13 protein-coding genes are annotated in these 24,797 nt (G+C 41.2%); 1 reads left to right on the forward strand and 12 read right to left on the reverse strand.

Features of this window, described 5'->3' with window-relative positions:
• Positions 1–21 precede the first annotated feature (21 nt).
• The 5 genes from GVK91_RS04995 to GVK91_RS05015 are packed head-to-tail and all read right to left on the reverse strand — an operon-like array spanning position 22 to position 6,447.
• Complete coding sequence (locus GVK91_RS04995; protein WP_159727307.1) at positions 22–1,617, reverse strand: arylsulfatase; 1,596 nt, start codon at positions 1,615–1,617, stop codon at positions 22–24.
• A gap of 1 nt (position 1,618) precedes the next feature.
• Positions 1,619–2,398 carry a rhamnogalacturonan acetylesterase gene (locus tag GVK91_RS05000; protein ID WP_159727310.1) on the reverse strand — a complete coding sequence of 260 codons (780 nt, stop codon included), beginning with the start codon at positions 2,396–2,398 and terminating at the stop codon, positions 1,619–1,621.
• A gap of 8 nt (positions 2,399–2,406) precedes the next feature.
• The gene (locus GVK91_RS05005; RefSeq protein ID WP_159727312.1) at positions 2,407–3,177 is read right to left on the reverse strand and encodes a rhamnogalacturonan acetylesterase; all 771 of its coding nucleotides are present in this window, start codon (positions 3,175–3,177) and stop codon (positions 2,407–2,409) included.
• Between the two features lie 55 nt (positions 3,178–3,232).
• Positions 3,233–5,080, reverse strand: a complete 1,848-nt coding sequence (locus tag GVK91_RS05010; RefSeq protein ID WP_159727314.1) for a rhamnogalacturonan lyase — start codon at positions 5,078–5,080, stop codon at positions 3,233–3,235.
• Positions 5,081–5,121: 41 nt separating this feature from the next.
• Positions 5,122–6,447, reverse strand: coding sequence for a glycoside hydrolase family 28 protein (locus GVK91_RS05015; protein WP_235032762.1), 1,326 nt, complete (start codon positions 6,445–6,447; stop codon positions 5,122–5,124).
• A 623-nt stretch (positions 6,448–7,070) separates the two neighbouring features.
• On the opposite strand from GVK91_RS05015, the gene GVK91_RS05020 reads away from it, so the two are divergent.
• On the forward strand, positions 7,071–8,456 hold the full coding sequence (locus GVK91_RS05020; protein ID WP_159727316.1) for a glycoside hydrolase family 28 protein: 1,386 nt from the start codon (positions 7,071–7,073) through the stop codon (positions 8,454–8,456).
• A 128-nt stretch (positions 8,457–8,584) separates the two neighbouring features.
• Here the strand turns inward: GVK91_RS05020 and GVK91_RS05025 are convergent, their stop codons facing one another.
• The 7 genes from GVK91_RS05025 to GVK91_RS05055 form a co-directional block, all read right to left on the reverse strand.
• A complete protein-coding gene (locus tag GVK91_RS05025; protein WP_235032763.1) occupies positions 8,585–11,401 on the reverse strand; it encodes a glycoside hydrolase family 2 protein in 2,817 nt (938 codons plus the stop codon).
• 592 nt (positions 11,402–11,993) lie between these two features.
• Positions 11,994–12,932, reverse strand: coding sequence for a glycoside hydrolase family 43 protein (locus tag GVK91_RS05030; RefSeq protein WP_153844240.1), 939 nt, complete (start codon positions 12,930–12,932; stop codon positions 11,994–11,996).
• 61 nt (positions 12,933–12,993) lie between these two features.
• Positions 12,994–15,408 (reverse strand): glycosyl hydrolase 115 family protein, encoded by a 2,415-nt coding sequence (locus GVK91_RS05035; RefSeq protein WP_159727320.1) that lies wholly within the window; start codon positions 15,406–15,408, stop codon positions 12,994–12,996.
• A 15-nt stretch (positions 15,409–15,423) separates the two neighbouring features.
• Entirely contained in the window at positions 15,424–17,952 is a 2,529-nt protein-coding gene (locus tag GVK91_RS05040; protein WP_159727322.1) for an alpha-L-arabinofuranosidase C-terminal domain-containing protein, read from the reverse strand.
• A 323-nt stretch (positions 17,953–18,275) separates the two neighbouring features.
• Positions 18,276–20,111, reverse strand: coding sequence for a RagB/SusD family nutrient uptake outer membrane protein (locus GVK91_RS05045; RefSeq protein ID WP_159727324.1), 1,836 nt, complete (start codon positions 20,109–20,111; stop codon positions 18,276–18,278).
• Positions 20,112–20,125: 14 nt separating this feature from the next.
• The gene (locus tag GVK91_RS05050) at positions 20,126–23,311 is read right to left on the reverse strand and encodes a SusC/RagA family TonB-linked outer membrane protein (RefSeq protein WP_159727326.1); all 3,186 of its coding nucleotides are present in this window, start codon (positions 23,309–23,311) and stop codon (positions 20,126–20,128) included.
• A 14-nt stretch (positions 23,312–23,325) separates the two neighbouring features.
• Positions 23,326–24,792: a fasciclin domain-containing protein gene (locus tag GVK91_RS05055; RefSeq protein ID WP_159727328.1), complete on the reverse strand. Its 1,467-nt coding sequence runs from the start codon at positions 24,790–24,792 to the stop codon at positions 23,326–23,328.
• Positions 24,793–24,797: the final 5 nt, after the last annotated feature.

Consider the following 24,797-nt stretch of genomic DNA (forward strand, 5'->3'; position numbering starts at 1 on the left):
TTGCTGTTGGTGTCTGCGAAATCATGAAGGTTTTTGAGCGAGCTGCTCGTAGGGTATCACACCAACCCTTTTCGCCCAGTTTTCATAGATCTGAACCATTTCTCGGTATATTTTCGGAAAAGAGGCTGATAAGTCTACTGTTTCACTTCTATCTTTTTCTATATCATATAAATACCACCTATTTTCAGGATAGGAAGAGACCAATTTCCATTTTCCTTTGCGCACAGCTTTGTTACCTTCGTGCTCAAAACAAATTTCCCTATCCATATCCTTCTGTTGCTCATTCCATAGCAGAAGCAAGGAGGCCCCTTCCATCGGTTTAATCGTATTACCGGCATAATTTTTAGGATAGTTTGCTCCCGACCATTGTGCTAAGGTTGGCATGATATCGATCAAATGGGCTGGCCTATCAAACTGTTTTCCTTGAGGCAGAAACTTGGGGCCATATGCGATAAAACTGGTTGCATTGCCACCCTCAAACTCCCAATGCTTGAACTTTTTGAAAGGCGTATTGCTCACTGCAGCGCCTTCGATTCCATAAGCTGTAAAAGAACGTGGATGACTAGCAGGAAATTCATTCGCAGCTCTAATTTCTGCTGTAAATCCCGCATTGGTTATGGTCTCATTGCTCGCCCCGTTATCAGAGAGAAAAATAAAAACAGTGTTGTCCAATTGCCCTTTTGATTGGAGATAATCAACCAGTCGGCCAACATTCTGATCCAATTCGTCTACCATCGCCGCGTAGACAGCCATCTTTTCATCCCATTTTACTTTTTCTTCCCAGCTGCAATCATTCCAATTTCGCAAGGTGGTATCCATTGGAGACAATTTGGTCGTTGGTGGCACTATCCCTAACTGCTGCTGTTTTTGAAAACGCTTTTCACGGATAGCCTCCCAGCCTTCCATATATTTACCCCGATACTTTGCAATATCCTGCGGTTTGGCATGTATAGGCCAGTGGGGTGCCTGAAAAGCGAGGTATAGAAAAAAAGGATCCTCTTTTTTCGTTTCCAAATGCTCGCCAATGAAAGCCATCGCATAATCCGTATAGGCATCCGAGCTATAGTAATCTTTTGGCGGAACGATCGTCTCATTGTCCAAAGCTATCGTCAATGTTTGTTTGGGACGATAAGGCCGGTTTTCAAAGTAGCTGTTTGCTCCATCAATTAGCCCATAGTAGCGCTGAAATCCACGCTGCCGAGGCCAATTTTCTTTTTCCTGTCCAACATGCCATTTCCCAGCCATATAAGTTCCATAACCTGCACTTTTCAATAGTTCGGCCAATGTGACCGAGTTTCTATTTAAATAGCCCTGATAGGCAGGAAAAGGACGCTTGTTCATCATATCGCCCACACCTGCCTGATGCGGATACAATCCGGTCAATAGAGAAGCACGTGATGGACAACAACGCGAAGCATTATAAAAGTTAGTCATCTTAATACCATCCTTTGCCATTTTATCCAAATGTGGGGTCTGAATTTCGGAACCAAAACAACCTAAATCAGCATAGCCCATGTCATCGGCCAGAATCAACACAATATTGGGCCGTTGCTGTGCACGGACTGTAAATACTGTGAGCAGAAAGAAGATCGTCAGCGGAAAGGTAGATTTTATCATACTACATAAATTTCTTTAGTCCGATTTTGGTTTGTGCTTTCAATTGTTCAGCAACGAGTTTAGCATTTAGCAAAGCACCTGCTTTAATTGTGTGGGTCGCATCTTTGGGATCAAAAAATTCTGTTTCTACTTTCTTTTTCCCAAATGTTTCATACTGGGCTATCACTTGATCCTGCAAGGGGATAAAAAACGCATTAGCCTGTTGTGCAGCTTCTTTTGCCCATGTTGCATAATCCGATTTACGCACTTGGTTTCCTTCCCAGGCATTGCGCGGAATAGGTGAACAAATAATTGCTGTGGCTCCTTTGTCTTGAATATTTTTCACAAATCGACGTAAGTAAAAACCATAACTATAGACAACTTCATGTTGCTTCAGCAATGGATTATACACTTCTTGGTAATCGTCGCCATTTCCTTTTATCGTTCCACGAGCACGTAACGTATCCACAATAGGACTTGAATCATTATGTCCAAATTGCATAAGGACAAAATCGCCCGGCTGTATGCTATCCAGTACCCTCTGCCAAAGCTTTGGATTGTTATAAAATGTCCGGGTACTTGTTCCCCCCAAAGCACGATTCTTGACATTGATCTTATCTAATTTAAAATACTGACCGATCAAACTTCCCCAGCCCCACTGTCCATTGGCCCCATTTCCCTGTCCGTTTTTTACGGTGGAATCACCAATAATAAATAAGGTCGGTTTATGCTGTTTTTCCAAAAAAGACATACTGATTACAGCGAAAAGGACCGCAGCCCAAGGCAACAATTTCAATTTCATCTTCGTTTTTATTTAATGTATTGTACTAATTGGCTTTTAATCCTCCGAAATCCTTCGATAACAGACAATGCATTTTCTCTTGCTCCAGCTTTATTCGTATGCGTATGGTCACCTGGAAAATAATTGGATTTTACCCGTTCAGCACCAAGCTGATCATATTTATCTGCGGTAATACTATTCAGATCCAAAAAAGGAACGCCCTGTTCTTCTGCAATCTGCCTAGCCCACAAGCCAAAGTCGTTGTCGGCTCGTTTCACCTTACCTTGATTATCCCATTGGTTGCGCGGAATCATGGATAACAAAATTGGTGTTACCCCCTTTTTCTTTGCTTCAATCACAAAACGACGCAGGTTTTCACCGTAAGTGTGCACGGTCTCCTTCTTTCCATTTCCCCAATCCAGCACAACGGAGTCCTGACCAATACCCCGCAGCACACCCCGATAGCCTTGTTTGCTGGTATCGGGCTTACTGCCCTCGTTATGGCCAAACTGAATCAATAAAAAATCTCCCGGCTTGAACAAAGAATCAACTTTTGCCCATCTTCCTTCTTTGACAAATGTTCGTGTACTACGCCCCGCCATCGCATGATTGTCTACACGGATTCGTGTCGTATCCAATAATTCAGGAAGCAGGGTACCCCAGCCCCAATATTCCTTATTGCTGTTCTTAACGGTCGAATCACCGATAAGATAAATCGTAGGTCTATCTTGCTGTTTTGCAAAGGATATCAAAAGAACGGCTGTCAGTGCCATCCCTATCCATTTTATTGTATGCTTCATTTGCTAACTTATCTATTTCTTTTAGTCAAAAAATCCAAATCGCGCTTCCAAATTTCTATTTTTTACGGGCATACTTAACCAGCTGAATGTTCGGCTTGACCGGACGATCCATACCTGCCCCCAGATAATACCCCGTATGTGGTGGTTGATTGTAAGCCACATTCTGCCATGCTATGCTCAAGCGATACTGTGGATCATGCATCAACGTATATACCCTTTGCGTTGTAGGGATCGTTGTTGTATAGATACGTAGGCTTTGGTTGTCATCTGCACGTAGGATCAATTCTTCACGCCAATCGCCAAAGATATCCGCGCTCAGGTTAGGTGTACTTTTAGTTCCATTGATTGATGATGCTCCAATCCCCGTAAAGATTCGTTCTATTTTCCCATTTTTATATTTTTCAATATAGTTACTGTTTAAAAGTTCCCGGCTCAAATCAGCATCCCACCAAATCAAAAAATTGGTCGATCTCGGAGCCGGCCCTACACGATTACCTTTGGTATCGTACATATCTCTAGATCCCAGCCACCACAGATACGCCCCTTTATGATCGGGATCTATATTTGCAGCAACACCGCGGGGAATATCTTGGTCTATTGCACTTTTAAACAATATTGCACCAGTTTTGGCATCCAATAAAGCCACGCCGGTCCCTTTCCGCCCTCCTTTCAGTTCATGGATTCCAAAGATCTCCAGGCCGGGTCTTTCAGGGTCTAAGTCACCGACATGCAGCGCATCACCATGTCCCAGTCCTGTACTGTATAGACCTTTGCCATTATCATCAATAACCATCGAACCAAACACAATTTCATCTTTGCCATCCTGGTCAACATCCGCGACCGTAAGATTATGATATCCCTGTCCGGAATAAGGATCTTTACGAACTTTGCTATCAAATACCCAGCGGTTCACTAATTTTCTATCTTTAAAGTCCCACGCTGCCAGAGCTGTCCGTTCATAATATCCCCGCGTCATCACAACACTTGGATGTACACCATCCAAATAGGCTACACAAGCTAAAAATCGATCGCTGCGATTAGCATTTGTATCTCCCCATGAATTTAGCTCTCCACGTTCTGGTAGATAATCTACAGAGCTTAGGGCTTTGCCCGTCAATCCATCAAATACGGTTAAATATTCAGGTCCTTTCAATATGCGACCAACAGTCCGCGAATTTAATACGGTATCACGCCAATCGGCCTGGGCATCACCAATGACATTTCCCAGTCCATCTTTCGTACCGTCGGCCGTTTTGCAGACCAGCTCCGCACGGCCGTCACTATCGAGGTCGTATACCATAAATTGGGTATAATGTGCTCCTTCCCGGATATTTTTACCCAAATTGATTTCCCAGAGAAAAGTACCATCTAGTTTATATGCCTGAAAAATAGGTTCCGAAGTAATCCCATTGTGTGCGTTGTCATGTCCAACACCCGTCTGATGAACAATCAGTTCGTAAGTCCCGTCGCCATCCAAATCACCTACAGAAATATCACCAGGAGTGTACCCTTTGGGGGTACGTAAAGGAATATTTAAGTATTGCTGTACTTTTTGATCTTTCGATAAGGTCAATTTAGCGACTTCTTTTTCTTTACCTCCGGTTACTATATCCAAAATGTAAGTAACATCTTGATTCAAATCGACATGATCGTCCAAAAAATTAGTCCCTTTGGTCAAAGGTGAAGTATTTAGTTTTTTCTGCTTGCCATTCCCTTCCTTTCTATAAATTGCAAAGGCCGTATCAAAATCGTCAGTGCCAAGCAAACGCCAGCTTAAAAAAACAGCGTTGTCCGTCGTTTTTACACCCACCATCCCCCGATCCAAAAACTCCATTTTACGTTGGCCTGAAACGGCTAGGGAACCGATCAGTGCCCCAGTCAAAAGAATAAGTTTTGTCTTCATAATTCAAGGTCTAAGCCACAGCAATATGCTGGTACATATTATTATTGCTTTTTATTATTAACAGTTACATTATTTAGGACAAAGTTTTTAATATATTCCCTGTGAATCGCTGGATCTTTGGCTGCACGGACGTGCATATTTTGAAATGTAAAATCCGACAGCACATATTGTTCCGAATTGAGGACATCGAATAAGATGTCGCAATCCAGATCTATATTGCGTAGGACAATATTTCTTGCATAGGACATTTTAATATCTTTCTCGCCCTTCAAATCAAAAAATTGGGTCCAAGGTTTAATAAACAACATGCTATTGACATTTCCCTTTACATTTTCGATCAAAATGTTTTCATATTCTTGTGGCGTATCCGGCCGCATCTTTAACTGCAACAGCTTGCGTGCTTTATCTAAGGTATTGTTCCTAAAAATCACATTATAGCTATGAATAGATTCACTACCACAAGTCAGTGCACTATGACAAAATCCAAAGAAACAATTCTCAATAATAATATTTGAATTAGGTCCATTATTAGGATCTTTGTCGGACTTAGGCCCTTTACCACCTTTTAATGCAATCGCATCATCGTTAACGGATAAGTAACAATCCTTAATCAACACATTACGGCAGACATCCAAATCGATCGCATCTGAACTAGGCGCTTTCACAGGTTCCTTGGGCGCCGAAATGTGCAAACCGATCAATTTGAGATTTTCACATTTATAATAATGTGAGGTCCAAAACGGTGAATTGATCAAACGAATGCCCGAAATTTGTACGTCCTTGCTATTGGAAACATAAAGTAAGCGTGGGCGCATCTCGTCCATATTTGTGCATTGTGGATTAAACTGTCTTCGAAGCCAAAAAGATCGCCAGTAGCGCAACCCGTTTCCATCGAGTGTGCCTTTACCCGAAATTGTAAATCCATCCACCTGATCCGCATTGACAAGCGCCAAAAAATATTTCACTGTCTGACCTTCCATTCGAGTCTCCGCTAGCGCAAAATCTGCGATATCATCGCTTCCTTTTAACACAGCCCCTTCTTCCAAGTGCAAGTGTGTCTTTGGTTTAAAAAATAATGAACCACTCAGATAGATCCCTTTAGGTACGACGACGACACCGCCTCCACTTTCATATGCTTTATCAATTGCTTGTTGGATTTTGGCAGTTTGTACGATGGTGCTATCTGCGACCACACCAAAATCCGTGATGAGAAATTTCTTTCCGAGCGTTCCGATCTCAGTCGATTTTACAGTCTCGAACCATTTTGAGATTGCTGTTCCGTCCGGAAACTTTCCTTGCGCATGTGCATTGGACAAAATCGCAATTGATGTGAGTAGATATAAAAATCGAAAGAATTTTTTCATCATATTTAGTTTTTTTAAGTCTTGTTTCCCCGCTTGTCTACAGCTTAATTAAAAAGTGTAGACAATGCCTTCGAATTGATTAGCGTATTTAAGGATGCTTAAATAAGTAGCTAGTTTTAAAAGTATCAACATTTTTAACAAGAGCCGTCCTGTAGTATCCTGAACAAACCAGACAATACAGTCAGAAAGTGCTCGTTTTCATGTATAATAAGGTTAAAAACAAGGATTCAACGTCATTCGTAATATATTTGTTATAGAATTCTCAACTCCAACCCCACACCAACTTATGACCAACTCCTAACTGTAACCACGTTGAGTGCACAGTGAGTCCACGTTGAGTCCACCTTTTAGAGGTTGATTCACCATGCTCTCACCTTTTTAACAATCCGCTTGCAGTCAGGAGTTGATATGGATTTGGTGATACCTTATCCTTAAGAAAATATATCCAAACCACCTTGTACTGTCCTGCTTGGTAAAATTAGGTTCCCCCTTGATTGTTCCTTATTTTTAGTCTTTATTGTTTTTAACCAATTGCTTAGGACCTCCTGATGAAAAATAAACTGGATATTCCATATAGCCTTAAAAAACACAAACCGAGCTTGCGTGCTCACGAAATAATTATTAACATGAAATATAAATCAATCTTCACCCTTATTTTACTATCGATCGCTTTTACTCGATTGAGCGTCGCGCAGATCAGCAAAATCAACCAAGACGATATTAAAATCAAAGCTCCTTTTGAAATCCCAGTATTTAAGGTCCCAAATTTCGAGCATTGTAAAAACTACGATATCCGCGATTTTGGTGCACGTCAGGGTGACAAGGAAAGTACTACCGCAGCAATTGCGAAGGCCATTGCGCTAGCGACAACATCGGGTGGCAATATCATTATTCCTCCAGGTGAATGGTCAACAAAGGCAATACACCTAAAGAGCAATGTCAACTTACATGTCAGTGCAGGAGCAACACTATTTTTTTCGGGCGACCCGAAAGACTATTTACCTGCTGTTCACAGTAGTTGGGAAGGGCTGGAGTGCTATAATTATTCGCCATTGATCTATGCATACGAAGCGACAAATGTTGCCATTACTGGTAAGGGAACCATAAAAGCAGATCTGACTGTTTGGGAGAAATGGTTTCCGAGACCAAAGCCGCATATGGAAAGCATCAAAAATCTCTATAATTGGGCACAAGAAGAGATGCCTGTGGAACAGCGCCTCATGGTCAACGACACATCCAACCTTAGACCTCAGTTTATTCAATTTAACCGTTGCCAACATGTGAGGGTCGAAGATATCAAGATCCGAAAAAGTCCTTTTTGGACCTTGCATCTCTACCTAACGAAAGATGCGCTTATCCGTGGCATCGACATCTACGCCCATGGGCATAACAATGATGGAATTGACCCAGAAATGAGTCAGAATGTATTGATTGAAAATTGTGTATTTGACCAAGGGGATGATGCTATTGCCTTGAAGTCCGGTAGAAATCCCGAAGGCTGGCGGTTGAAAACACCAACAAAGAATATTGTGATCCGCAATTGCGAGATCCGTGACGGTCATCAGCTCCTTGCCGTTGGGAGTGAACTCTCGGGAGGGATTGAAAATATTTACGTAAACAATTGCACGGTACTGCCGAATGAGAAGCTCATGCATCTACTTTTCATCAAAACCAATGAACGTATGGGCGGTTACGTTAAAAACATTTATTTTTCAAATATCAAAGCCCAAAACGTAAAGGAAGGTATACTTGGAATAGATACGGATGTGCTCTATCAATGGCGCAAACTGGTACCAACCAAAGTAAAAAAACTGACTCCAATAACGAATGTCTATCTTTCCCACATTAAAGCTGAAGTAGGGCAGTTTGTCTCGAAGATCAATGGCAATCCCGAACTTCCAATTCAGACCGTACAATTGAAGGATGTACATCTTAAAAAAACAACATCAACCGCTATTCAAAATAAATACGTCAATGATTTTTCCTACACGAATAGCGATAAAAGTGAATAAAGCACAACCTTTTGGGGTTCAAGAAACCTAAATAAGCATTATTGAAAAGAATACATACTATTAGGGTTACACCATAAAAAAGGGCTTTTCTATTAACATAGAAAAGCCCTTTTTTATGCATTATTCTTTTAATCTGTCAACACATTAACCTTAGGCATCACAAATTGTGTATTTTCTTTTTCGCCTTTTGGGGTTCCAAAGTAAAAATAGAGTGTCCGGTCAATCCTTTTATCCATTTGATTAAGCTCACCCGCGGGTCCATTCACGGCAGCATTTCCATTAATTCCCAATGCCAGTTTTGTTCCAATAGGGGGAATAGCATCTAAAAAGGAAATATCTCCAGACGGCAATTGCGGATATCCTTTAGGACCGGAAATTCCGTAAAACTCGAACAATCGCACAAATAAATCTTCCTGATCTGTTGCGACCAAAAACTTGCCTTGCACTGTATTGAATTGTACCCAGCTAACATCGGAGAAGTAGCCTTTAAATTCAGGAAATGCCCATGGACCAATACCGGCTTTTCCATCATTGTACATTTTTTCCCATGTATTTAGGGTGACACCTTGCATCCTATTCTTCCATACGCGATACGGCCCATTACCGAGCCATTTGGCCCCAATAATATAGTTTTCAGGAAAGTTGAAGCTTACTCCGGCATAAGGCACCGTTTTTTTTATATTGTAAGCATAATCAAGTTTCAACCAGCCGTCTGGCCGCATCGTCCAACGGATAAAACTTAGATTGCCATCAAACATAAACTCAACAACTTCATTTTTTCCATCCTGCCAACGTTTAGCACTTTTCAGCTCCGACTGTCCATCAATAAGCACCGGGCCATTATTAAAAGCTAATTTCATGCTATAATCATTGGCCAGATCAACCAATAATCCTGTTTTTTTGGAGATAAAAGCTGTTATTCCGTTTGCCTTGAGGATATAATTCACACTGTCCTCTTTCGCTTCAACATCGGTAGAAGATTTTAAAGGTAGAATTTCAGCTGTAAGAACCTGATTGGATTTTACACGCCATGTCCAAGTATAAATTTCCTCCCCATGTGGGTCAGTTGCCGTCAATATTAGCGCATCATACTGTTTCCAGTCTGCAGGCAAATTCAATTGCACGTTTCCTTTTTGAGTCGGAGCCAATACAGGACTACTTATCTTTAGATTCAACACTGAGTCCACCCCCGCTTCTTCGGCATAGGGCTGTTTATAAGTAATCAATTTACCCTCAAACCTGCAATCTTTTAGGTCGGTAAAGTGATAACGATTTTCCACCGGAATAGTTCCATTGAAGTCGGCAGGTAATTTCTTCATCGTAATATGCACAGGTGAATAGATTTCCCGAATGGCATAAAAACTTCCCTCTTTTTCGCGATGTGGCCCAAGGATTCCATCGGGGGCATTTACGCGGTTGACATCAATCACATTGTTGAAATCTGTACGTACGATACCTTCATCTGCAAAATCCCAAATAAATCCGCCTGCACCTAATTTGGCATTCCAGTGCAACTCCCATATATCTGCTAATCCTGCTGCGGCGCCGCCATCGTCCTGTGCATGGAGAAATTCAGTCGGCATGTAAATGTTTGGCCCTTCCAGAATTTTTTTTGTTGAATAAAAGTCTTCATAATGGTTGCAATCGATTCCATTGATGGCGTTCCCAGGTCTATGATGTGCATGGATTACCGTTCTTGCCGAAAGATCATATTTTTTATACTCATCAACAAGTTCTTTATTATGCCCGCCTTCATTGCCATTGCTCCAAAGTATAATGGAAGGATGATTGGCATCTCGAATAACCATTTCTCGCACTAGCTTTTTACCCACAACGGTGCTATATGCCTTCTGCCATCCGGCCAATTCATCCAAAACATATAATCCCAATGAATCGCAATAGGCCAAAAACGATCTATCTGGCGGATAATGTGAACAGCGTACCGCATTCATGTTCATTTCTTTGATCAGTTTAACATCATTCAGATCCAATTGTGCGTTCACAGATCGTCCAGTTTCGGGCCACCATACATGACGGTTGACACCTTTCATCTTCACTTTTACACCATTGACATAGATACCATCTCCTTCTCGAACTTCGATCGTCCTGAAACCAAAACGATCTTGAGATTGATATCCTTTATTCTTCCCATCCCATAGGGTGTACGTGACCTGATACAAGTTTGGCGTCTCCGCTGTCCACAATAACGGTTTTTCCACTTTCATTTCGATCAATTTTACCGAATCTTTCGCCATAATCGGGAACTTCTGAGTTGCGATCACGTTGCCCTTCAAATCTTTGATCTCCACCTGTAGATTAGTGGCTTTAGATAAGCTTTCTAAATGCACGTTGCTTCGAAAAGTTCCATCTGCTTTTGCGTCGATAGCTGTCCAGCTGATATGCTCCTGTGGTGTCGCCTCCAAGTATACGGGTCTATAAATACCGCCTAAAATCCAATAATCTGCAAGGCGCTCGGCATTGTTAACAGATTTATCAGAAGACATTTTTGATACAGTCGCTTCCAATATATTGGCCTTGTCAAAGCTGATCTTGTCGGTGACATCGTACTTAAACTGATAGAATGCACCTTGGTGGATATCTCCAGCTAGTTTACCGTTGAGCTTAACTTCAGTATCTGTCATCGAACCTTCAAACACAAGGCTTATTTTTTTACCTTTCCAGTTTTTTGGAACAGTAAATTGATGCCGATACAAACCTTTCTCATCGTGAAAGATGAAATTCTTGCCATAGGTCACATAGTCCCGACCATAGTTATAAGCCCCAAATCCCTGTTGTTCCCAATGACTGGGAACTGCAATCTTATCCCATTTTCCAGCCTTACGTCCCCCAGTTACCCAGAAGTCCCAATTGACCGTATGAACGTTGTCCGTTCCTGAGAGATAGTGTATTTCCTTCATCGTTTGTGCTGAGGCAATATTTGCCATTATAACGTATATCAAAGTAAAGAAGGCAATTCGAATTTTAAGCATAGGTTTATTCATTGAATTAGCAAACCTCTAAAATAAAAAGTTCAGGACACTTAAGCATCCTGAACTTACCTGAATGGTTTTATTCACCAACATTTTATTTAGGCATACCATACTGTTCAGACAGAACAGCACAGGATGATAAATTCATTCGGTATACCTAAACTTGCTGTATTAAATTGGTTATTTCCCAATTTAGACGGTGCCTACTTTTGTTATGATTTAGATAAAAAAAAGCTATTATAGCAAAGGAAAGCCAGTAAAATAGTATCATATTTTTTATCATAAATTTAGGATTAATTGGTTATTTTAAAGGTTTTCATTCTCCCCGTTTGAAAACCTTTTTTATAACAATCACTTTTATTAAGATGGCAACAGCATTACAATTTGATCATTATAAAAGCGTGAATATTTCGAAAGAAAGATCTCAGAAATACACTACTCCGTTCTAAAAGGTAAAGTAGGCAAGCCTTCCTTATTAAAAAAATTAGCGCACGTTTTCCAAATAAAACACACTAAAATAAAGTTTCAGGGACTATACATAGGATTATCAGTTTGCTTTTAACAGATTTGATAAAACCGTTTGATTTATCGTAAAAGCTGTTCCATGACGTACTCCCTTCGGAAAGCTCACCAGATCGGAGACATCTTCCCAGTTGACGCCGTCTTTGCTTCGTACAGCTCCATATTTGTGGTCGCGGTATTTATCAAAATATACATATATATACTCCCCAACCTGCAGCGGAGCAGGCCCCTCCGCCCAATAATTTCCTGTAATCGGCTTAGAGACAGTCGTCGGAAATCCTTTCGCTAAACGCTTTGTTGTTGTGATCCGAATATTTTTCTCAGGTGGGTTAGAATTTTCATTTTTCAACACCATCATGTATTCCTTATTGCCTTTTTGTATAATGGCCGCATCGATGACACTAAATTCGGGATCAAAATATAACTTGGTTTTTGAAAAACGTTTAAAATCCTTTGTCGTGACGTTATACATCCGATGGTTTAAGCCTTTCTCACTGTCGCTGGTCTGTACCTCTTTATGTCGACCAGGGATCGTCGTGGCCCAAATGATATAATATTCCTTCGTCGCCTTGTCGTAAAAAAGCTCCGGAGCCCATGCATTTTTCGCATCAGGTTCATCTACCATTACTGGAATTTCTTTTTGTTCGGTCCAATGTACAAGATCTTTGGAAGAAGAATATCCGATAATTTTATCCCACCAACCCGTTGTCCATACAAGGTGAAAGGTTCCATCCGGCCCTTGGCAAATACTGGGATCACGCATCAGCCTATCTTTTCCTACCGTTGGTACTAAGAAAGCTTTTCCCTGATTCAAGGGTTCCCATTTCAGTCCATCCAAACTATAAGCAAGATGCAGTCCGTCAGCACCATTACCTATAAAATAAGAGAAAAGGTAGACAGAAGATTGTGCCTTAACGAGGCAAGTTAAAATAACGAGGAGCGTGACTAGAAATTGTTTTTTCATTTTTATAATCTTATGAATAAGTCTATAACGAATTTCCATTATAGAGCAGGAAACGAATACTTTAATCCAAATATAGTGTTACTTCATCGACCACTACGCCCTCATCAAGCGCTTTGATACGCAATATGTCCTGTTGCAATGAAGCAACCTTAAATTTAATCGTTCGAATGGCCTGGTTGCGCAAGACATTCTCTTTCCACTCCTCACTTCGTCCAATTGTTTTATAAGAAATGGCAGGCGAATGCTGTTGCCCCAAGGAAACTTCAAAACGCAAATCATCTGAAGAGACCGGGTGTGTAGGCAGCAAGTGGACGACAATGGTAACAGAATCGCCTTTGAGCCCTTTGAGCGGATAACTGGCTTCTACATCCAATGGGATAGCTCCGGCCTGCCCTTCATACCCCAAACCTTCATATCCTATTGAGCCTTTTAGATCTCTACCAGGAATCCGCTTGACGGGCTGATCATTATTGGCCAGTGGAGCAACTGCTTTCCCTTCTATAATCTTATCGAAAACAGCAAGGTTTCTGGGTTTATAATCCATTATCCCCTTCCACTTTCCTTTATTCAAGGCATTGTATTGCGCAGTTAAGGAAACGATTTTATCATACGCATCGTGGCTTTTTTGCCATTCAGCTTTGCCATGACGTGCCAACTGCGCATAAAGGTGTTTTTCATTCATCTTTGCCGCTGCAACAACCGGATACAGCACTAATTCAAAATATGCATCCTTGCGATCCAAGGGGACTGATGCCTCAATTGAGGTGGCTGCATCTTGAATATGTTTATACTGCACCAATCGCTTTTTAATCTGCTGTTCGGACCAAGGTAGGTCTTTCACAATTTTATAGGCTGGATCTTTTTCTTCCGTACGTGTATTTCCCATAAACTCAGGTTTTCGAATATGAGCCAACCGATAATGTTCCTGCATAATCGGCACGATCTTCTTCGCCAAACGACGTCCAAATTCCCGTTGCAAAAATTGATTCAGATGCTGGTAGATGCCTATTTTTTTTACCTGGTCCATATCCCAGGCCATGTCCATCAGGAGTTCAATCTGATATTCAGCAGGCTTAATATCCCCAACATTGACAATCCACATTTTTTTAACATCATGTTGATAAGCTGTATTAAGCTGCTGATAAATCAGCCCCGGACTCATGGTCGACAACCAAAGATAATCATGTGGTCGTCCCCAATAGGAAACATGATAATACAGTCCATTACCACCCGATCTTTTTCTTTCTATCGGATTTGGGAAGTGGGTGATATAACCATAATTATCGTCACACCACATCAGTGTTGTATAATCAGGAAGATCCATACCGGCCCTATACACGTCCAATACCTCTTTATAGGGTATAACAACCTGAGGAATCTGCGCTGGGTCTGCATTGACATATTTTTTCAACAGACCCGTTTGATCTTTAATGACCTTATTGATCGCATCTTTATAGGCTTCAGTTGTTTTGACGCCTTCCATTGCTCCATCGTGTTTCCCGCGCATACCCAGTGTAAATATGTTATGGGATTGCCCCAGTGTTTTGAGTCGATTGGACCAATAATCAACAATCTCATTTTTATTTGTCAAATAATTATAGGGCCCCCGACCTACGATATCCCATTCCGTCGCACTGTTTCGAGCGAGGGGTTCACAATGAGATGAGCCGATATATATTCCATATTTTTCGGCCATTTCGCGATTTCCCTGGACAAAATAGAAAGGAACAGTTACTTCATGCATTGCTGGCCAAATTGAATTAGCCCGCAGCCTTAATAACAGCTCAAAAATACGTGCATAGGTCTTAGGCCCTATCGTCGCCATTTTTTTTGTTTTGGCTGGATCAATTCCTGCATCTAACTTTGCTTCGGGTTCATAGGTTTTGCTGCTCCAAGGTGTCAATCCCCAGTCCTCATCATTTAAAAAAATTCCACGGAATTGCACTTTAGGAAATTGCTTGTCTTCAAAATCGACGGGCAGAGAAATCGTTGATTTTTTACGGGGAACTACATCAGCCCACCAACTCCATGGAGAAACGCCCAATTTTCGCGAAATTTCCATCACTCCATATGCCGTACCTCTAGCATCAGATCCTATCACTAAAAGTGTCGGCACTTTTTCTATCGGAAGCACCTTCAAACAAAACATTTCCCATTGACCTTCCATTTCAGGAAGACGGATATGATAATCTTTTATCAATTTGCCAATTATTGGATCATGCAATTCTCCAACGATAATCCCCCCAGGATCAGCATTGTCGATTCGTTTAAAAGCAGATTGACCAACTTGTTGTGCATCTGCATCCAAAAGTTCCAAAGCGGTTTCAATGATAGGATTTCTTCCACCATAATAAACATCCGCAGCCCGATTATTTTTGATCAGATTGAAGCCTGAGCCGGCAAACAAGGGCACAATTGTCAAACAGAGGTTTATAAAAACTAAAATAGACTTCTTCTGCAAAGCTGGATATATCATATGAATTGAATGAGGCTATTTTGCACCCGACTGAATTCGGATGACAGTTAACGAATAAGGCGGTAATTGCTGGTTTTTAAGCTTGTCAACGGACATGGTCTTTTCTTCGGGTTTTGCCGTTTTACTTTCCAATTCCCCTGTCAACTGAGCGACAAGAGCCGTATCACCCTTCAAATTGAGTTGATCCAATTCCAATTGTATATTGACCGCAACAGGCAAAATATTAACCAGCTTTACAATGAGTGATTGATCTTTCGGATCTTTAACAATAGAAAATGCCACACGCTTCTGTACCTCAACGTCAGCATTAGCATAAACTGTTTCTACTGGAATATATTCGGTTCCGTTATTACGCCCAAATAATTGCTGTACATAATAGGATGGTGTTAAATTTACATCAGTATTGGAGAAATAAATAAGATCGGGGCGCCATTGCGTATAGCCATCTTTGGCCAACAATGGCGCATAAGAGGCCATCTTAACAACGTCACCATTTCTTTCCAATGCCGTGAGATATGCCGCTTCAGCCAATGCAACTTCCAAGGTACTCGCTCGCCCATGAATATGGGCAGCGTATTCGCCCAAATACACCTGTGATTTGCTGCGATCATATTTATCATAGAAGTCTTGATTATGAATAAACCAGCCCGGTGTCTGATAATAGTGTTCGTCCATAATGGGTACATTCAATTTATTAGCGATTTTCCAGCCCTCTACATAGTCGGTTCCTTCAAAAAATGGCCCTGCCGTCCCAATAACCTGTATTTCGGGATATTTTGCACGGATAGCGTTATACATCATGGTAAAACGCTCCTCAAAAACATTCGATATTAAATCTTCGTTACCAACACCAATGTATTTTAGATGAAATGGCTCGGGGTGCCCCGCGGCAGCTCGTACCTTTCCCCAGGTACTATTTTTATCGCCATTGGCCCATTCAATCAGATTCAGTACTTCCTGGATGTAGTCATCCATATCTTCCATTGGGATACCACATTGTTGTCCACCCAATGGGTGACCATGAGCACCCGAATTTTGGCAGGGTACACCAGCCGCCACTACAGGAACAGCATAGGCACCGATGTCTTCACAAAATTGAAAATACTCGTAATACCCCAAGCCCACGGTTTGATGATATCCCCACATGTTACGCTGTGGCATACGGCTTTCCAGCGGCCCTACAGTATTAGACCAATGGTAGATATTTTCAATTCCATCCCCATGTGCTAAACAGCCACCCGGAAAACGGACAAAACGGGGATTCAATGCAGCTATAGCCTCGGCCAGATCCTTCCGTAATCCATTTTTTCTCCCTTTAAATGTATGCTGAGGGAATAAAGAAATCAGATCCAAATCCAATTGTTGTCGGTCTGTAAATACAAATTCCAATACGGCATCCTTACAGGTTTCATTGGATGTCAATACCAATTGATATTTTTTCCAGTTTTTACTGTCAACAATTACGGATTTCTCATCGAGGATTTTTCCGTCTTTTGTACTTATCCGGATCTTTAGTTTAGGTACTTTACCAACAGTGCCCCTTCCGAAAAACGAAAGATCATAGTGTTCGTTCTTATTTAAGGCAATGCCATCGTAGCCTATATTTCTGAGGATGCCTTCACCTTGCAATCTCGCATAATGTTTATTATTAGGATGAATTGGATTGATGCTGTCAATATGAAATTGTCCCGAGCCATCCATACGCCAAGCAGTTTTCGCGTTCCAATTTTTATCACGGCCTTGTTTATCGCTCAATTTATATTCAAAGTCTCTATTTTGAATCAATTCTGCATAAAGACCTCCGTCTGCGGCATAATTAATATCTTCAAAAAAAACACCCACCAACATATCACTGATGGACTTCGTTTGCCCTACCTTCGGCGTTAATTTGACATCCAATGGCTTTAGGCCAGGGAAGCGGGCGTCATCGTCAACGCTTCGTTCGGACCATTGTTTTTGCTTAAGCAGCGCGAGATCATAATGCTTGATTAATTCTTTAATAACAGACCATGAAACTTTCAACTTGGTTCCACGTAAACTTTCGCCATTCATGGAGATATTATCACGAGTCAATAAACTGTTTTTTACAAAAGATACCACTGATTTATCCAAATCATTTAATGCAATAAAATAATCTTGTCTGCCCCAATTGAAAAAATCGGATGTAAAAGTATATGCATAAGGACCGTCACTTTCAGTACTTAATTGCCACGCACAGGACCAGCCGCCTCCAGTTCGTGGAAACAATACAGGATTTATCATCCGTTTTTCTGATCCCCAGCGTCCATAATCTGACTTTACAAAGGCATGTTCTGTCCCGATGGAGTTCCATTGCTTACCATCCAAACTCCAGGCATATAATAGCCCTTCTCTGCCAGCATTCTTTTCTTTTGCATAAGCAAAGAAATAAGCCGAATCCGGTTCAGAAGTCCCGCTGCTATAGGCATATGCAGGGGTAGTGAAAATCCAAAATAGACAAAAAAAGCAGATCGCTTTTGCCAGAAAAAAATAGTAGATTCTAAATTTTAAAGAAACTCGTTCCATTGGTTATAATTAATCAGAAATACTTATAAATGTAAAAATTACATTTATAAAACGCAAATGGCATTATCAAAAGATTACACTGTCATTGACATGTTACGATTACATACTCGTCTCACGATAATTACTCGATTTGAATGAGCTGTTGATAGAGCCTAGAAGTATCGATTACCGCTAACAAGTGGTATGGTATCTCTACACAATGATATTAAACAATTTCGAATTCACTATCCTGCTGTCTCATGGTCAACATCTAAGACAAAGAAAAAGGCCTGCACAAAGCAGACCTTTAACCATTAAATCAATAATCCAAACGTATATCAGGTTTACCGCAATTTAAAAGGTAAAAACCAATTTTTCATATCCATCAACTTGCTACGTACTGCTCCAGCTTTCGGGTTATTTGCTTTCAGCAATTTCTCATAGACTTTATCGGCTAGGAAAGCTGGATCGTTACGGCGTTTTGCTATGCGCATCAGGTCAGACCAGCGTTCACCCTCAAACGCTAATTCATAAGCTGATTCTTCGATAATCTTATCCTCCAGATCTGATTTCGGCACGTCGAAGGCTGTCATCATACTTCCGTAACCACCGACTGTACCCGGACCATATTCAATGCCTGAGAATTGCCAACGCGGCATGGTAGCCCGTCCACGGATTCCCGAATTCCGATACCAAACTCCGCGCACAATACTCGCATTGTCGCGTGCGTCAAAATAATAGGGCGAAGACTCAGCATAAGTGGTCCGATTTGTCCCAAATCCTTCATAAGTTATTTCGGATTCCAATTCGAAAAAATTACCCGGGGCAATTGTTCCTGCACTCGTAAACGCACCATAATAAAAGGTACTAATCAGGCCCCAGTTCGCTAATGCATAGGCCAAACGTCCCTGACCATCCCGATTGGCAGCCTCAGCAAAGCGCAAGTGCGCCCCTGCCGCTCGATTGATGTTCCAACGACCGCTTTTATTTAACAAGCTTAATAAATCCCCTGAATTATCCGTGAATTTTGTAATCACTGGATCACCATTCGCAGCAACTTCATAAGATAGCTTACTCCGGGGATCCCAGGGAATACCCGCATTATTGGTCTGTGAATTCCATAAATCAATCACCTTTTGGGAGGGCTTAAGTGCATAGTTACCTGACTTAGAAAATAGCTCTATAAAAGGATTTCCAGGGGCAAAAGAGTTGTGATATGGAATTGACCAGTTCCATTCGGAATTCCATTCCCGCACCGTGTTCGATAGCGCAAACATACTTCGCCAGCCTGCTGTTAAGGAATTTACCAAAGATGACCCCTCCTGGGCTCTCGCAAAACTTACATTAAAGTAGCTCCAGCCAATACGGTTGAAATTGAACAGATAATCAATATTACTGTTATTGTCTTCAGCAGACAGCAATCGCTTATAAGTCTTTGCCGCTTCATAATAGTTTCCTTTCCAAAGATAGAGTTCGCCCAGGACATGAGCCTTGCTGATGAACACTTTCTGTGTGCTCGCGCCATCTGTCGTAAAAACCAATGTGCTACCTGTTGGGTAGGCATACGGATCCTGATAAGGCAGGTCTTTTGTGTCACTAATGAGAGAATCAACCAAATTATCGAAAATTGTTTTCGGATAGTTCTCCAAACTTTTAATCTCGTCAACACTTTCAATGGTATTTTTGATATAGGGGACATTTCCAAAGTGAATCCCTAATTGTAAATACAACCATGCACGTAGCATAGCGAGGTCAGAATACCGCTGATTGAATTCGGTATTGCTCAACTTACCCTGTCGCTCCATCACCTTGAAGTTCTTCAAGGCATCATTGCAATTGAAGATAATTTTATAAAAAGCAGATGGATCTGCATAAGGATTATCTTCTGCTACTTCATGATTGGAAACTTGTTGCAAATAGGGATTTGCATTTTGTGTGACGTCCATGAGATCGGCCCTTAATTCGTTCAGGACAATATAACGTTCCCCTAACCCAGCTACTTGCCCATAAATCCCAAGCACTACCGCATCAGCATCGGCAAGCGTATTGTACATTTTTGAACTGTCCAATTTATCCTCGGGCAAGAAATCCAACGCTTTCTTACAAGATGTAAAAGATAGGCTACAGGCCAATAAGGCCCAGAGTGAATATTTCGAATATTTTCTGTATGTGATAAACATAGTATATTAAATTTTTATAAACCGATCCTCAATCCCAGCTGCACAGAGCGAACAATGGGTTCCAACGTCACATCAACCCCCTGATGAAAAACATCAGCAGACTGTGCAAATTCAGGATCATAACCTAAATACTTACTAAAAGTCAATACGTTATTGGCAGTACCATATAGACGGACATATTTGATGATACGTTTATTTACTGGAATACCGTACTCAACGGAAAGCTGACGAAGCCGAACATATGAACCGTCTTCTATCCATCGATTTGAAAATCGACTATTTCCCATTGGATCGTTGAGCGCAACGCGAGGCACATCAGTTTCCTGGCCTTCCGCCCGCCATCTATTTTGCAATAGTTCTGTCTGGTTATAAAATGTACTTCCCGACTCTAGTTGTGCCCGTGTATAGTTATAAATATCATTGCCTACGCTGAATGTCACCAATGCACCGAATTTCCAATTTTTATAGGTCAGGCTGTTATTCAATCCGCCCACTAAATCTGGATTGGGATCACCTATGATCATTCGATCACGATCATCAATGATCTTGTCGCCGTTACGGTCTGTAAACTTCCCATCTCCTGCCTGGAAAGGTATTTTATTACCTGTTGCATCTAAAATTGCTAGTCCAGAAGCGGCAGCTTCGGCACTGGTAAGATAGACACCGTTGAACTGGTACCCATAAAAGGCATTGGGTGCGCCACCTTTCTCGCTCACAAAAGTTCCACCGGCATATTGTGTATAGGATGTTTCGGGGAGATCTGTGATCGTACTTTTATAGTGACTTAGTGTCAATGAGGCATCCCATTTGACCGGACCGGTCAGAATACGTCCAAACAAGGAGAAGTCAATACCGCGTGTACGCATTGAACCATTATTATAGAGGTAGTAACTAATTCCCGAAACAGTATTCCCCGAATTATAGGCCAGCATATCACTTGTCCTATTTTGATAGATATCAACGCCTAAATTGATGCGTTCATTCAACAACGAAAGATCCGTCCCAACGTTTATTTTTTCTACTTTCTCCCATTTTAGATAAGGATTGGCAACACCATCGCGCACAAGTCCCTGGACACCTAAAAAGTTCTGGGAGATATAATTCTGCCGCGCATCATAATTTCCAATATCATCATTGCCTGTAATTCCATAACTCGCCCGAAGTTTCCATAATGAGATCGTACTATTTCCTTTTAAAAAATCCTCATTGGACAATAACCATGCAGCTCCAACTGCCGGGAATACTGCATATACCTTATCTGCAAGCTTTAAGCCTCCTTTTGCTTTTTCTCCAAAGCGGGAAGATCCATCCATCGATATGGATGCATTTAAGATATAAGTATTCTTCCAGCTAAAATTACCCATAGCATAGGCCGTCATATTTGCCCATTTACCGATATGCCCTCCATAAACCCGAGATGCCGGTGTTGAGTTACCAATACTGACCAGCTGATCGGTCGCCGAATTATAGCCTAGTGCATAGTCTTGTTCCGAATCATGCTTGTGGTACCGGACTCCACCAATAGCTTCCACTCGGCCCTGAGTTCCTAGATCCTGATTATATTGCAGACGCAAATCATTTGAAATCGAATAATAACGAGCCACCTGCGTACCGAGACGACTATAAACTTCCATATTATTTACCGTGTCCTTTGCGACTCCTTTTTTAGGAATAAAGAAATCCTCTTGCGCTTTATCATAGGTCACGGTAGACAGGTTACTTAACTTAAAATTTGTATTGAATGCATAGTTGAACACCAAAGAACCTAAAAACCGATAGGCCTTTTTATTATTAATCCCATTTTGTGTGATTTGCATCGGGTTGGAATAGCCGAAATAATCAGCTTCTGCATAATTCGGTGAAATGCTGCCGTCTGGAGCAATATCATGCGTATTTAAAAATGGAGACTTAATCAACGAAAGAAACAAAGGATTGGTCTTTGGTGATAATCCCTGATCCTTCAAGCTTTGCTGTCCATAACCCATGGAGATATTGGTCTGAGCAGTTAATTTTTTGGTCAGGTTCATGTCGCCGTTAAAACGTGCCGTATAGCGATTTTGCTTCGTGTTATCCAAAACACCCTGTTCATTGTTATAACCTACCGACAAGGCATACCGTGCTATATTATCTCCCCCTGTAACCCGAAGAAAATAATTCTGGTCGACCGTATTATTAAGCACATCTTTCTGCCAATCCGTTTCATTATGATATTTCGCATATTCTTCGAATTTTGGATTATCATTATTGAAAGGCATATTCGCAATTTCCTCACCACTGTACGTACTCGTTGCTAACAAGTCATTCAAATAACTTCGGTAAGCATAAGACTTCATGACGGGAATACGTTTCGGACGGAAATTATATCCTGTTGTTGCCTGCAAATCGATCTGTGTAGCCAACTCTTTTGAATGGTTTGTATTAATGACCACGACTCCATTGGAGGATTTGGCTCCATAAATATTAGCGGATACAGCGTCTTTCAATACCGTAATATCTTGAATGTCGCGCACATCAATATGCTGCAATGCATTATTGAGATGTCCTGTCGTTATAGAAGGACTCAAATGCTCCGCATTATACACAATACCGTCTACAATATATAAGGGCTGATTATTGGAATACAGCGATTGCAAGCCGCGAATATTGAGATTTCCGCCAATAGAAGGTGTTCCTGAATGGCGGGTTACTTGTACTCCGGCTAGCTTGCCCTGTAGATAGCTAACGACCGTCTCAGAATTCTGTTCCCAGGCATTGAGTTCCAATTTATCGACTGCGCCAGTATTATTTAAAACTCCATTATCACCAAATACTGTCTCTGTTTTTTTATAGAAAGAACGATACCCGTCAGGGTACAGGACCACTTTCATTGATTTATCCAGCAGTACCGGTACCTGCTTAGCTATATATCCATCCAAAGAAACTTCAACAATTGCATTGGAAACCGGTAGCTCCAAGCGGAAATTTCCTTTACTATCCGTCAATTTTGCAACGTTACTGCCGTAAGTTATACGAGCACCTGCGATGGGTTTATTGGTTTGGCTGTCATAGACAGTACCTTTAACCGAATAAGCAGAAGTAACTTGTCCTTGTTGTTGTATATTGCGGGCGGCAGTATCTTGTTGCGCCCAACTGCTGTGCGCTCCCAAAGTGGAAATAAACAAGATAATACCCAATTTATAATTTATGTTGATCGAACTCATTTCGTTTTGCTTAGTTATTGAATAATCGGGACGAATCGGAGATATTCTAAAATAATAGGACCAGTACCATTGCTCATAACAAGCAAAGGCAGATTCCCATATTGGTCTTGCGTCACCTCACCTAAATAAACTTCTCCGTGATTGAGCGGCTGTACATCAAATGTCATTCGCGTATCGTTTGCACCCAAGTTATTGACGACTGAACGTTTGTATAAATCCACCTCATTCACCGAGATAAGTTTCGGATCAAAAAAGTAGACATATTGGATAAACGCTGCTGTTTGCGGATCACCAGCCAATCCCATAATTGCTCGTCCGTATACTTTATATTTAGCGACGTTCATACCTGTAGCGCGATACTTTACATAAAAGGAAGTAACTTTATGATCATATACTTCAATGTCATTGTATAAATTTCCTTCATTATCTCGCTTTTCCCTGAAAAAGGTATTTGATCGCTTATCCGTTTGCTTGTAACCGATGGGCCTTGCCCCCAATACCTTGATTTCCTTGATCTGATCCGCTAGTGCAAACTCAAGTCGCTTCACACGATAAACAACTCCATTACTGGCCTTTGTCCGCGAGATAATATTTGAGGGGTCAAGACTAAATTTGGTTCCCGCTATTGAAATCAGATTATTTGTAAGTTGATCCGTTGCCAATTCCCCCTCTACAATAAAATCGCGCAACAAAGCCTTTTTAGCAAAAAACGTAGTCGTACTGTCGGGACGGAGCGTATTCCCTTCCTCATAGGCTGTCGCATAGAAAGGTCTTAACTTAGCATACTCGGTCTCAAAATTTTCGTCGTCTACGACGAAATAGGTGTGTTTCTTATTTTCAGTCGTCATATTGCGACGTACTTCCGTATACCATACCGGACTATACCTGTAATATATGATATCACCCTCTGTGGACACTGTATCAAAGGAATTTACAGCCTCAATTTGCTTGGTGTCGGCAAAAAAGGTGCGTACTAGATTAAATATATTCTGAAGAGGCTTTAGGGGACGACCTACCACATGGTACAGTCCATTGCTCGCCACCAGATTCCCCTGAAGAGGTTCAACACCGTCAAATGCGCCATGCGTAAACTCCACATATTTATTGCGAAAGTTTAATGCCTTTACGGTATCAGCTCCTGAATTCACATTATAGACCGAATTGATAATATGGTAGCCTACAAAACTCTTGATCACCGCAGTATCGGAAAAATTATATTGATCCTGTACAGCAGCAATGGCGTCATTAGTTGGTACAATCAAGGTATAATTTTTCGATTCTTTCAACGATTCACCATAGCCCGATTTATTGAGCAGGTCCATAAAAGTTGAAAACTCAGCATGCTCGGAAATAATGGTGTACAAGTTTTTTTGAGCATCGGCATCACCTCCTCCAAAATGATCCTCCCAATTTTTGGAACAAGCAGACAATAAACACATGCCCAATACGACTAGGTAAATTTTATAAATTATAGCTTTCATAATTG

It is taken from the genome of Sphingobacterium sp. 18053 (genome assembly GCF_902706145.1).
In the GTDB taxonomy this organism is placed as follows: Bacteria; Bacteroidota; Bacteroidia; order Sphingobacteriales; family Sphingobacteriaceae; genus Sphingobacterium; species Sphingobacterium paramultivorum.